The organism is Salegentibacter sp., assembly GCF_041642575.1.
GTDB lineage: Bacteria > Bacteroidota > Bacteroidia > Flavobacteriales > Flavobacteriaceae > Salegentibacter.
The window spans coordinates 29,812-42,639 of sequence record NZ_JBEPWD010000016.1 but is presented as its reverse complement, the minus strand read 5'-3'; the positions used below and the strand labels follow the sequence as shown (position 1 = coordinate 42,639).

Sequence of the window (12,828 nt, the reverse complement as noted above, 5' to 3'; positions counted from 1 at the left end):
TGGATTTGGGGAAAATCGATAATGAACTGGAAAAACTGCAATTAATTATCTCTAAAGAGACTCAAATAACTCCGGAGCTTATTGAGGAGAATATAGGTATTAGCAAAGATTTTAATAACTTCGAGCTGCGAAAAGCTATTGGAGAGCGGGATGTTCTTAAAGTGCACCGAATTATCAATTATTTTGCCCAAAATCCTAAAGACAATCCGTTGGTAGTGACCATATCTTTATTGTTTTCCCTTTTTTCCCAGATATTACAATATCACGGCTTGCCTGATAAGTCCAAAGGCAACGTGGCAAAACAATTAAAGGTAAGTCCGTTTTTTGTGAGTGATTATGTTTTGGCGGCCAGGAATTATCCAATGAAGAAAGCGAGTCGGGCGATCGATCTTTTACATGAAACAGATGCTAAGAGCAAAGGGGTAGGAGCAGCCAATGTTTCCCAGGGAGATCTTTTAAAAGAATTACTGGTAAAAATAATGAATTAAGTTAATGAAGAAATTAGACTCCTGGATTAGTGCTGCCCGTCTACGGACCTTACCACTATCGGTATCCGGAATTATAGTTGGAACCACCATTGCCGCACAACACGGCTTTTTTAATATAGCGATTTTTAGCCTGGCCCTGGCCACAACTCTGGGGCTTCAGATCCTTTCAAACTTTGCCAATGATTATGGCGACGGAGTCAAAGGTACAGATAACGAAGACCGGGTTGGGCCGCTAAGAGCCATTCAAAGTGGGTTGATCAGCAGGAAGGAAATGAAGCAGGGGATTATAATAACGGCTTTTGGAACCTTGTTACTGGCAATTTTGCTTATTTATGCCGCCTTTGGTAGGGAGAATTTGCTTTTTGCACTTATCTTTTTCTTTTTAGGAATTGCTGCGATTGCCGCCGCTATAAAATATACCGTAGGGAAATCGGCTTACGGTTACCGGGGTTTGGGAGATATCTTTGTATTCCTTTTCTTCGGGTTGGTTGCGGTTTATGGTTCTTATTTTCTGTATGCCCATAAGTTCGAATGGGAAGTTTTACTTCCTGCCAGTACATTTGGTTTTTTGAGTATGGGAGTGCTTAATTTGAATAATATGCGTGACCGTGCCTCAGATGAAAAATCGGGTAAAAATACCTTGGCGGTAATTTTAGGTGACAAAAACGCTAAGAATTATCATTATTTCCTTATTCTGTCTGCGATCTTATGCCTGGTGGTTTATACCGTACTTTGTTTTGAAGGTGCCAGTGATTTTCTGTATTTACCGGCGCTTGTGCCTTTGATACTTCATTTAAAACGAGTGGTAGAAAATGAAAATCCTGTACTGCTCGATCCTGAATTGAAAATCCTTGCTCTTTCAACCTTCGCGATAGCAATTCTGTTTGGAATTGGGCAAATCATCTAAGGTTTTAACAAAATTATATAAAGCAGTGATCGGAAAATACCTTATGTTTAAATTTACCTGTAGAGCTATTTTTTAATTAATAAAGATTGATTTTTCAATCAAAAATTATAATATCATGAAGATCACTTTTTACGGTCAAAGTTGCCTGGGATTAAAAATAGGAGAAACCCATGTTTTGGTAGATCCTTTTATTACGGGGAATCAACTTGCAAAGGATAAGATAAATATTGAAGAACTAAAGGCAGATTATATTTTGCTGACTCATGCCCACCAGGATCATACCCTGGATGCTGAGGCTATCGCCAAAAGAACAGGAGCCGTTATCGTGAGTAACTTTGAGATCAGCAATCATTACGAAGCTAAAGGTATTGAGGTACATCCCATGAATCATGGTGGAAGTTGGGATTTTGACTTCGGAACAGTAAAATATGTAAACGCCATACATTCAAGCTCCTTTCCCGATGGTTCTTATGGCGGTCAACCAGGAGGTTTTGTAATTGAAGGCGAACATAAAAATATTTATATTGCCGGGGATACTGCTCTGACTATGGATATGAAATTAATTCCTATGAAAACCAGCCTCGATCTGGCTATATTGCCAATTGGTGATAATTTCACCATGGGAGTAGATGACGCTATTATAGCCAGTGATTTCGTTGAATGTGATAAAATCCTGGGGTGCCATTATGATACCTTTGGATACATCGAGATAGATCACGAAGAAGCTAAACGGAAATTTTATGAAAAAGGTAAAGACCTGATGCTTCTTGAAATTGGAGAAAGCATAGAATTATAAATAAAAAACTCCTGTAGATGCAGGCAAAATACAATAAGTATATTTTAAATTTTAAACGCCCCAGCGGAACTTCCCGGGGCGTTCTTACTACCAAGGAAACATGGTTTTTACAAATCGCCGATGGAAATAGGACCGGAATTGGGGAATGTGGTATTCTCAGAAGCCTGAGCATAGATGATCGTCCCGATTATGAGGAAAAATTGAAATGGGTCTGTGCCAATATTAATACCGGCCCTGAATTTTTGTGGCAGGAATTAAATGAATACCCGAGTATTCAATTTGGAGTGGAAATGGCCTTCAAGTCGCTGGATTCTGATAATAAATTTGAACTTTTCCCTTCAGAATTTACCCGCGGCAAAGCTTCTATTCCCATAAACGGATTGATCTGGATGGGAGACAAGCCTTTTATGAAAAAGCAGATTTCTGAAAAGATAGAAGCCGGTTTTGATTGCATCAAGATGAAAATAGGGGCTATCGATTTTGAGACAGAACTCGATCTTTTGAAATATATCCGGAGAGAATTTACTTCCGAAGAGATAGAATTAAGGGTAGATGCCAATGGTGCTTTTTCAACCGCAGACGCTCTGGAAAAATTGAAGCAGCTGAGTGAATTCAACCTTCATAGCATAGAGCAACCCATAAAACAAGGTCAAAGGGAGCAGATGGCTGAATTATGCCGGAAAACGCCCCTTCCCATAGCCCTGGATGAGGAGCTCATTGGTGCCTTTGAAATCGATGAAAAAGAAAAAATCCTTGATCAAATTCGACCGCAGTATCTTATTTTTAAGCCTAGCCTAATAGGTGGTTTTAAAGGTACTCAGCAGTGGATAGATCTCGCTGAAAAATATAATACCGGTTGGTGGGTAACAAGTGCCCTGGAAAGCAATGTAGGCCTAAATGCCATTGCACAATGGACTTATACTAAAAATACAAAAATGCCACAGGGACTTGGAACGGGCAGTCTTTACACCAATAATTTTGAAAGTCCGCTGGAGGTGAAACAAGGTCAAATTTTCTATAACCCAATAAGGAACTGGGATTTTAATATTTAAAGAATGTATATAGCTGAAGCTTTTAAATATCGTCATGAATTCTGGCGATATCTTGTGGGAACATTTATGGTGATTGCCGGGGTGATAATTGGTCAAATTCCACTCGCGGTGGTCATTTTCATGTCCGGTGGTTCAGAAGTAATGGGCATGGATGAGACGCAGATAATGCAAATTCTGGAACCCAATCTCAATCTGTTTTTAATGTTGCTTACTTTTGCAGCTGGATTGGTTGCGGTTTTTCTGGCGGCAAAATATCTTCATGGACAAAGTATACGATCCTTAACTACCAGTAGGAAAAAAATTGACTGGGGCCGGATTTTCTTTGCCTTTGGTTTAGTAGCGGCGCTCACAATCTTGTCTACCCTTGCCGATTATTACTTTAATCCAGAAGATTATGTAGTAAATTTTAAACCGATACCTTTTCTGATTCTTTTTTTAATTGCAATTGTGATGATTCCCTTGCAAACCAGCTTTGAAGAATACTTTTTTCGGGGATACTTATTGCAGGGCTTTGGAGTTTTAGCCGGCAATAGATGGCTCCCATTAATTATAACTTCAGTGGTTTTTGGGGGGCTGCATTTTTTTAATCCGGAAGTTACCCAGATGGGAAATATCATAATGACGTATTATATTGGTACTGGATTTATGCTGGGTATTATGACCCTCATGGATGAAGGTCTGGAACTCGCTCTTGGTTTTCATGCCGCCAATAATCTTGTGGCAGTTCTCCTGGTTACCGCCGAATGGACTGCTTTTCAAAGTCATTCTATTCTAAAGGATATTTCTGAACCCACAGCCGGTTTTGATGTTATGGTTCCTGTATTTATTATTTACCCTGCGCTTTTATTTATTATGGCCAGAAAATATGGATGGAAAAACTGGAAACATAAAATTTTCGGAAAGGTGGAAAAGCCCGAAACCTTAAATGTTTCAGAAGAAGCTTAAAATTATCATAACTATTTGGTAACTTTAAGTAATTAGAAAAATTCCAACTTTGGTTAAACACATGGGAGAAAAATACAAGGTCCCGGAGACACATCCGGATTTTAAGCTTAACAAGCGGTATTTCACCAATGCAGAACTATACCAGGTTGCCTATAGTTTTATTAAGGAAGGGGAACCTTTTGAGGAGCGAATTGGTAATTTTTTGCTTGACTGGATAAAACCCGGTAGTACCATAGAGGTGCAAACCTCGGGTTCTACAGGGAAGTCTAAAAAAATAAGAATTAAAAAGGAGCACATGATCAATTCGGCCATAGCTACCTCTAAATTCTTTGATCTTCCTGAAAAAACTACAGCCCTTATGTGTCTTCCGGCCGATTATATTGCCGGAAAAATGATGTTGGTGCGGGCCATGGTCCTTGGCTGGCAAATTGACCTTGTTCCACCTTCCTCGAATCCTTTAGACCAGGTCTTTAAGCGTTATGATTTCTGTGCAATGACCCCTTTTCAGCTTGATAATTCAGTGGCTCGACTTCATCTTATTCAGAAATTAATTGTTGGAGGAGGAGCCGTTTCTCCGAGGCTTCAGAAAATGGTTAAGGATGTTGAGACCAAGGTTTATGAAACCTATGGAATGACTGAAACGGTTACTCATATCGCAGCGAAAAGATTAAATTCAAATAATAATAAAAAACAGCCCAAACCATTTAAAGTCCTACCTGATATACATATCTCTCAGGATGAAAGAGGTTGTCTGGTCATTAAAGCACCAAAACTAGCTGATGAACCAATCGTTACCAATGATGTGGTGGAGATTCTTACTTATAAAAAATTCATTTGGAAAGGGCGCATTGATAATATGATCAATTCAGGAGGAATAAAACTCTTTCCTGAAGAAATTGAGCGAAAGCTAAGGAAAATTATCGATCAACGTTTATTTGTTACCTCCATGCCCGATGAGGCATTAGGACAAAAACTGGTGCTGTTTGTAGAAAGTGATTTTTCTGAAGAACTTTTGAGTGAGCTTCGGGAAAAAATAAACAACCTGAAAAGTCTCGGGAAATACGAGGTTCCGAAAAAGATATACCTAATCGGAAAGTTCGAAGAAACCCCTAACGGTAAAATCCATCGGGAAAATACCGTTAAAAGCAAGGTGAACTAATTCCAAAAAGGTGAACTAATTCCAAATATGTCTAAACTATTCTTTTTAATTGGGCTGTTGAGTGTTTTAAACACTTCAGCTCAGATTCTACCAGAGCGGGAAAGAGCTGCACTCGTAAATGAGATCCTGAAAGATAAATTTGAAAATGTACTGCCAGGTTTGATGGATCGGGCAGAAGTGGATATGTGGATCCTTATTTCCCGGGAATATAATGAAGATCCTGTTTTGCGGACAATGTTGCCGGCTACCTGGCTGAACGCCCGCCGTCGTACCATTCTTGTATTTTACAGAAATAAAGAAACCAATAGTCTTGAACGACTTGCCGTTGCCCGGTATGAGGTGGGAGAAAGTATTGAAGCCGCCTGGAATCCAGAAAAACAGCCTGAGCAGTGGCAGGCTCTAATCGATATTATAGAATCCCGGGAGCCGCAAAGAATTGCATTAAACTCTTCAAAAGATTATGGTTTGGCCGATGGTCTTGTAAAAACCGATTTCGAAGAATTCCAGGATCATTTGCCGGATGTTTATAAAGACCGTATCGTTTCAGCCGAAGCTCTTGCTGTGGGATGGATTGAAACCAGAAGTGAAATGGAAATGGAGGTTTACCCTCAGCTGGTTCAGATAACCAAGGATATTATTAGAGAAGCCTTTAGCGAAAATGTTATTACCCCGGGCGAAACCACTACCGAAGATGTGGTATGGTGGATGCGTCAAAAAGTTACCGATCTGGGCCTGGAAACCTGGTTTCAGCCAAGTGTTTCAATTCAGCGTGACGAAGAAGCATTGGAAGATCATATTTCGGCCTTTTCCTCCAATAAAGAGGGGAAAGTCATTTATCCTGGTGACTTATTGCATTGTGATTTTGGGATCACCTATTTAGGACTGAATACCGATTGCCAGCAAATGGCATATGTACTTAAACCCGGAGAATCCGAAGCTCCTGATTTTCTGGAAGAAGCTTTTGAAAAAGGAAATCGGCTTCAGGATATTTTAACCGGGAATTTCAAAACCGGAAAAACCGGAAATAAAATTCTTTCAGAGAGTTTAAGAGAGGCTAGAGAGGAAGGAATGAGACCGATGATCTATACCCACCCCCTTGGATTATATGGGCATTCTGCAGGGCCTACAATCGGGATGTGGGATTCACAGGAAGGGGTGCCCGGGAGTGGAGATTATCCTCTATTCGAAAATACGGTTTACGCGATTGAACTCAATACCAGCGAATTTCTGGATGAGTGGAACCAGGATGTTAGAATTATGCTGGAGGAAGCGGGATTCTGGGGAAAAGATGGTTTCCGTTATGTAAATGACAGGCAAAAGAAACTACTGCTCATTTCATCAAAATAAATTCAACGCTGTAAATTATATCTTACGAGGTTTTCATTCTGGGAAATATTCTACCATAGTTTTCATTTTAAAAAAGATTTTTTTTGAATTTTAGATACTTATAGATTTCCCCGGTACCTAATATTAGGGAAGAAATTAAAATCATCACAATAATATCAATAGTAGGCAGATTCTCAAATCCCATAAAATCTCTTAATGACGGTATTTTTATAACTAAAATTTGAAATGTAATCGCTGTGATAAATGCTAGATTCACCCAACGGTTGCTAAATACTCCAATTTCAAAAACCGACACCCGAAGTGATCTCATATTATAAGCATTAAATAATTGGGTAGTAGAAACAATAACAAAGGCTCCAGTTCTTGCCATTACCTCGCCCTGAGACAAATAATAATTAAAGCTGAGTAAAGTTAGGGTGACCATGATAACCGATACCAGTAGCAGATAAGGCATAATGTCCCATTTTAGAATCTTTTCGCTTTTCTTTACGGGAGGTTGGTCCATAATTTCTCCGTGCCCTCGTTCAGTTGCCAGGGCTACATCCATAATTCCATCGGTAATAAGATTCACATAGAGGATTTGCGCAGCAGTTAAAAGCAGAGGCCAACCTATTGACATACCGAAAATAAAGGCTAATGCAAAGGCAAAATTAGTGGTTAATAAGAAGTAGCTGGTGATCTTGACATTGTTAAAAACGATACGTCCCTCTCGAATAGCATTGACAATACTACTAAAATTATCATCCTGCAGTACTATCTCGGCGGCATCCTTGGCAACGTCTGTGCCTCGTATTCCCATAGCGATTCCCACATCGGCACGTTTTAATGCCGGAGCATCATTTACTCCATCCCCGGTCATTGCAATTAAAGTATCATGCGCCTGTAGTCTCTCCGCTATTCGTAATTTTGTATCGGGATTCATTCTGGCAAAAACATTGACATTTTCAATATAATCATCAAATTTTTCATCCCCAACATCAAGTTCTTTCGTAGTTATAGATGCTGGATATTTATCGTTTTTGTTTTGTTCTTTAGATAAGATCCCAATATCCCTGGCAATGGCAGCAGCAGTTTTTTGGTGGTCACCGGTGACCATTACCACTCTAATTCCGGCTGTTTTACATTCTTTGATGGATTTTTTTACTTCTTTTCTCGGGGGATCTATGATCCCCGTTATTCCTACCCATATTAAACCATTAACATCATCGGGTTCAATGTTGTCCTTGTCGGTTTTTTTATACCCCAGAGCAAGGACCCGCATTGCCTGATCAGCCCATTCATCCATTTTATCCTGAATCTCCTGCTTTTTCTCATCTCCCAGTTGTTCGGGACCCTCCTGAGTTAGATATTCTGTACTTAACTCCAGAATGCGTTCCGGAGCTCCAATGACAAAAATTTCCGAACCTTCTTCAGTTTTTATTAAAGAAGCCCTGAATTTTTGTTCCGATTTAAAAGGAATATCATCAAGCAGTTTATACTGGTTGTATGGTTTCGTTTGTTTTATCCTTGCTTTTTTACCGGCAACCAGCATGGCGGCTTCGGTAGGGTCTCCTATTATTTCGGGCTCCTGATCCTGCTCGTCTTTATCTTCATCATCATTTTCCACCTGTATTTCTTCCTCTTCTTCCTCTTCTTCAATGTCTCTTTCTTCTTCTTCCTCTCCGTCTTCTTGATCTCTATTTTTCTTCTTATCCGATTTGATATTCACATTGACCTTTACTTCATCGGGATTTACATCCAGGTCAACATTAATATCCTCATCGTTAGCTGCATTTTCATCTTCTGATTTCTCTGCTTCTTTCTCAGTTTCTCCTGATTCCTTACCTTGCTTTCCCTCCTGGTTTCTTTCTTTTTTTTCTTCTATATCTTCATTACTCTCTTTGTTTTTCCGATCCTGATCTTCAGATTTTAGTTTTACATTGAGCTTTACCATATCTGGTTTTACACCCATAACTACATCAATATCTTTTTCCTTCTTTTTTCCTGTTTCCTGATCTTCTTTTGCTTCCTGTTTTGAATCTGCTTTCTTATACGGTGGATTCTGAAGCTTTTTTTTATCCGTTTCTTTATCTGGTTTTTGTTCTTCTTCTACTTCTGAAGGCTCGTCGTCCTGTTCTTTATTTTTTTTTGATTTATCTTTCTTTTCCTTATCAGTTTTTACTTTATCTTCGGTTTTTTCCTGGTCCAGCTCTTTGTCTTTTACTTCCTTTTTTGTTTCCTCTTCGTCTTTTTGTTTCCTTTTTTCATTATCAGATAATCCTTCGTCTTTTTCCCCAGATTCATCAGCAGGTCTTGCTTCCTGCTCATCCTCTTCTTCATTTTTTATCCGCGCATCGTTACAAAAGGCTGCAATGACCAAGAGCTTTTGTTCCACCGGATTTTCTTCTAAATTTAGTTCTTCGTCATTTTCTGTGAATTCCCCCTCCAATTGGTATCCTGTTCCTGAAACAGCAATTTCTTTTCCGCTACCAGTAAATATTTTTTTAATAACCAGGATACTTTGGGTGAGCGTACCGGTTTTATCAGCAAGAATTACAGAGACAGAGCCCATCATTTCTGTAGCTGTAAATTCCCTGATTAAAGCATTTTGTTTTGCCATTCTGTTGGCTCCTATGGCCAATACAATTGAAATTACCGCTGGTAATCCTTCAGGAATTGTAGAAACCAGAACGGCAATAGTGACTAAAAGAATTTCCTGGAACTCATAATCCTGTGCCCAGTAACCCAGAGAAAAGATGATGGCCGCGGTGACGATGGCAATTACAGCCATTTGTTTGGCCAGCAAATTCGTTTTTTTACGAAAGTTTGAGTCCTGCATCTCCATTTCTCCCATGGATTTAGCAATTTTGCCAATCTCGGTATTAGGACCAATTGCCGTTACTACGGCTTTGCCCCGGCCACTCACAACATTGGTGCTCTTCCAGGCCATATTTAAGCGATCTCCAATTGGGGTATCTTCCTCTACGGGTTCTGTGTTTTTGTCTATGGGCATAGATTCTCCGGTAAGAGAAGCTTCAGCAGTACGCATTTCTTTTACTTCAATTAAACGGCTATCTGCTGGAATAGTGTTTCCTTCTTTCAGGATGATAATATCTCCCGGTACAACATCTTCAGAGGGTATTTCTTCTTCTTTTCCATTTCGTAAAACAAAGGCATGTTTTTGTCCAAGACTCTTTATGGCTTCAATAGCCTTTTCGGCTTTGTATTCCTGAGTGAAGCCCATTATAGCATTGAATAAAATAACAGCTAAAATGATATACACATCTGCCATTTGATCTGCCCACCAGGCTACACCGGCAGCAATGAACAGGATGAAAATTAAAAAGTCTTTAAATTGTTTAAGGAATAGTAAAAATGGATTCATACCTCCTTTTTCCGGAAGTTTGTTTTTTCCGAATTGCTCCTGTCTTTTCTGCACTTCTTCAGAAGAGAGACCTTCTTCTTTTCCTGAAACTTTCTCTAAGGTCTCTTTAATACTTATGCTATGATAGGGATGTTTTTGATCAATTTCCATAGGAATTGTCTTATCTGTCCTGGGAATCATTGTCGATTACAGATTTTTCTTCCCCAGATTCTGTTCAATGTTTTTTTTCGGCTTCAAGGATATTTAAAATTCCTTTAGCCACGGCATCCGGATTAAAGGAAATACTATTTATACCTTGTTCTACAAGAAACCTGGTAAAATCGGGAAGATCACTTGGTGCTTGTCCACACAAGCCTATTTTCCTGCCTTTCTTTTTGGCCTTCTCAATCGCCATACTTATCATTTGTTTGGAAGAAGAATTGGTTTCATCAAACAAACCACTCACCAATGCCGAATCCCGGTCCAGGCCTAAAGTGAGTTGGGTCAGATCATTGGAGCCTATGGAAAAACCATCAAAGATCTCGGCGAATTCTTCAGCTTGAAGCACATTTGATGGAATTTCACACATTACATAGATCTCCAAATCATTCCAGCCTTGTTTTAACCCGAAATCGCCCATAAGGTTGATTACTTTTTTCCCTTCTTCTACAGTGCGACAAAATGGGACCATTAGTTTTACATTGGTAAATCCCATTTCGTCCCTTACGATCTTCATAGCCTCACATTCCATCTCAAAAGCATCTTTGTACTCTTCACTATAGTACCTGGAAGCCCCCCTAAAACCCAGCATAGGATTTTCTTCATCGGGTTCAAATTCTTTTCCGCCAATTAAATTTGCATACTCATTCGATTTGAAATCGCTCATTCGTACAATGACCTCACGAGGGTAGAAAGCCGCTGCAATAGTTGCAACACCTTCCGCTAATTTTTCAACGAAAAAAAGATGTTTTTCCTCATAAGAAGCCGTCAATTCTGAAATTTTCTTTTTTGCTTGCTTGTCTTTTAGTTTATCGAAATACCTAAGTGCCAAGGGATGGATTTGGATGACGTTGTTTATGACGAACTCCAGGCGCATTAATCCCACGCCTTTTACAGGATAATTGCTGTAACTATAAGCCAGGTCAGGATCGGCCAATATCAACATTACTTCGGTTTCCGGATCTTCATGTTTGCCGAAATCAATATCTTTTTCTTCCCATTCCAGAAATCCTTCATATATTTTCCCCACATTTCCCTCTGCACAGGAAACGGTTACTTCCTGACCGTCTTTGATGACTTCTGTTGCGTTTCCGGTACCAACTACCGCCACAGCGCCAAGCTCACGGGCTACTATAGCAGCGTGACTTGTACGCCCTCCACTATTAGTAATTATAGCAGATGCTTTTTTCATTACATTGTCCCAATCGGGATTTGTAATTTCTGTTACTAGAACATCTCCCTTTTGCAGTTTGTCAGAATCATCGGGAGAACTAAGGATTCGACTTACACCTTTGGTTATTCTTTCTCCAATTCCGGTACCCTTAGTAATAACTTTTCCTTCTGTTTTTAAATGATATTCTACGATTTTCGATTTGTCCTTTCCGGAATGAACTGTTTCCGGCCTGGCCTGTACAATATATAGTTCTCCGCTTTCACCATCTTTAGCCCATTCGATATCCATTGCCCGTTCATAATGATCCTCGATTTCCAAAGACCAAACTGCCAATTGTATTACTTCATCATCCGTAAGGATATACTGTTTTTGTTTTTTAGCAGGTGTTTTTTTGTTCTTAGTGGTGGTTTCACTTTTTCCTTTGCCTGAGGCATAAACCATTGTTTTTTCTTTGCTGCCTAATTTTTTAGAAATGATAGAACGTATGCCTTTTTTTAGAGAAGGTTTGAAAATATAAAATTCATCGGCATTTACCGCTCCCTGTACTACATTATCTCCCAGCCCCCAGGAGCCAGTGAGATAAAGTACTTTTTCGTATCCGCTATCTGGCAAAATGGTAAAACCTACACCTGCTGAAGCTTTATCTGAACGTACCATTTTTTGTATTCCGGCAGAGAGTGCTACTTTCATATGTTCAAATCCATTGTGCTCCCTGTACCTTATCGCCCTGTCAGTAAAAAGAGAGGCAAAACATTTTTTACAGGCTTCCAGGGTGTTTTCGGGGCCTCTTATGTTAAGGAAGGAATCATGCTGGCCAGCAAAGGAAGCTTCTGGAAGATCTTCAGCAGTTGCACTACTCCGCACAGCCACACTGGATAAAACTTCTTCTTTTTCTTTGAGTTGCGTGTAAGCCTCCTTTATTTCTTTTGCAAGTTCATCAGGGAATTCCCCCTTTAAAATTAATTCACGGGCCTTTTTACCTATTTCTCTGAGATTTTTAAATTCTTTTATATCTAGTTTTTGAAGAAGTTTAATGAGTTTTTCTCTAAGTCCATTGTGTTCAAGATAGTCCCAATAAGCCTGAGCGGTAGTTGCGTAGCCTGAAGGAATTCGAATTCCTTTGGGTCCCAACCGACTTATCATTTCCCCGAGGGAAGCATTTTTTCCTCCAACTTCGGCGGTATCCTCGTTACTTAAATCGCTAAAAAATCGTATATATTTACTCATTTCTGAAAATATTTAAATTATGGCTTATAGTAAGTATGGGCTTATAAAGCCCTACTATAATTTAAAACTATTTTGATAAAAGGAATATTCATAATATGTTAAATTTGAATTATTTATGCAATTGGCAACAAGGCATTCGTTAGGTTTTTTTAGAAAATAAATATTGGTTTT

The 12,828-nt window shown here is 39.3% G+C and carries 9 protein-coding genes; 7 read left to right on the top strand and 2 right to left on the bottom strand.

The genetic code is table 11. The features are described 5' to 3' along the window. From holA to ACESK1_RS04780, 7 genes are all read left to right on the top strand, one after another. Nucleotides 1–488 (top strand): DNA polymerase III subunit delta (holA, locus tag ACESK1_RS04810; protein WP_372918466.1); only part of this gene is annotated, 488 nt, incomplete at its 5' end. 4 nt (nucleotides 489–492) lie between these two features. Beyond that, nucleotides 493–1,395 (top strand): 1,4-dihydroxy-2-naphthoate octaprenyltransferase, encoded by a 903-nt coding sequence (menA, locus tag ACESK1_RS04805; RefSeq protein WP_372918464.1) that lies wholly within the window; start codon nucleotides 493–495, stop codon nucleotides 1,393–1,395. A 115-nt stretch (nucleotides 1,396–1,510) separates the two neighbouring features. Further along, complete coding sequence (locus tag ACESK1_RS04800; RefSeq protein ID WP_372918462.1) at nucleotides 1,511–2,191, top strand: metal-dependent hydrolase; 681 nt, start codon at nucleotides 1,511–1,513, stop codon at nucleotides 2,189–2,191. A 17-nt stretch (nucleotides 2,192–2,208) separates the two neighbouring features. Continuing rightward, nucleotides 2,209–3,243 (top strand): o-succinylbenzoate synthase, encoded by a 1,035-nt coding sequence (locus tag ACESK1_RS04795; protein WP_372918460.1) that lies wholly within the window; start codon nucleotides 2,209–2,211, stop codon nucleotides 3,241–3,243. Nucleotides 3,244–3,246: 3 nt separating this feature from the next. Then, nucleotides 3,247–4,188 carry a lysostaphin resistance A-like protein gene (locus tag ACESK1_RS04790; RefSeq protein ID WP_372918458.1) on the top strand — a complete coding sequence of 314 codons (942 nt, stop codon included), beginning with the start codon at nucleotides 3,247–3,249 and terminating at the stop codon, nucleotides 4,186–4,188. A gap of 61 nt (nucleotides 4,189–4,249) precedes the next feature. Further along, on the top strand, nucleotides 4,250–5,347 hold the full coding sequence (locus tag ACESK1_RS04785) for an AMP-binding protein (RefSeq protein WP_372918456.1): 1,098 nt from the start codon (nucleotides 4,250–4,252) through the stop codon (nucleotides 5,345–5,347). A 27-nt stretch (nucleotides 5,348–5,374) separates the two neighbouring features. Continuing rightward, nucleotides 5,375–6,694: a M24 family metallopeptidase gene (locus ACESK1_RS04780; RefSeq protein WP_372918454.1), complete on the top strand. Its 1,320-nt coding sequence runs from the start codon at nucleotides 5,375–5,377 to the stop codon at nucleotides 6,692–6,694. 67 nt (nucleotides 6,695–6,761) lie between these two features. Here ACESK1_RS04780 and ACESK1_RS04775 read toward each other — a convergent pair whose 3' ends face one another. Continuing rightward, a complete protein-coding gene (locus tag ACESK1_RS04775) occupies nucleotides 6,762–10,238 on the bottom strand; it encodes an HAD-IC family P-type ATPase (RefSeq protein WP_372918452.1) in 3,477 nt (1,158 codons plus the stop codon). A gap of 34 nt (nucleotides 10,239–10,272) precedes the next feature. Then, entirely contained in the window at nucleotides 10,273–12,657 is a 2,385-nt protein-coding gene (ppsA, locus tag ACESK1_RS04770) for a phosphoenolpyruvate synthase (RefSeq protein WP_372918450.1), read from the bottom strand. Nucleotides 12,658–12,828 lie beyond the last annotated feature (171 nt).

What these genes read in the sequence shown, in the direction of transcription:
- menA (WP_372918464.1), top strand. Translation starts at nt 493, where the DNA reads ATGAAGAAATTAGACTCCTGGATTAGTGCTGCCCGTCTACGGACCTTA.
- ACESK1_RS04800 (WP_372918462.1), top strand. Translation starts at nt 1,511, where the DNA reads ATGAAGATCACTTTTTACGGTCAAAGTTGCCTGGGATTAAAAATAGGA.
- ACESK1_RS04795 (WP_372918460.1), top strand. Translation starts at nt 2,209, where the DNA reads ATGCAGGCAAAATACAATAAGTATATTTTAAATTTTAAACGCCCCAGC.
- ACESK1_RS04790 (WP_372918458.1), top strand. Translation starts at nt 3,247, where the DNA reads ATGTATATAGCTGAAGCTTTTAAATATCGTCATGAATTCTGGCGATAT.
- ACESK1_RS04785 (WP_372918456.1), top strand. Translation starts at nt 4,250, where the DNA reads ATGGGAGAAAAATACAAGGTCCCGGAGACACATCCGGATTTTAAGCTT.
- ACESK1_RS04780 (WP_372918454.1), top strand. Translation starts at nt 5,375, where the DNA reads ATGTCTAAACTATTCTTTTTAATTGGGCTGTTGAGTGTTTTAAACACT.
- ACESK1_RS04775 (WP_372918452.1), bottom strand. Translation starts at nt 10,238, where the DNA reads ATGATTCCCAGGACAGATAAGACAATTCCTATGGAAATTGATCAAAAA.
- ppsA (WP_372918450.1), bottom strand. Translation starts at nt 12,657, where the DNA reads ATGAGTAAATATATACGATTTTTTAGCGATTTAAGTAACGAGGATACC.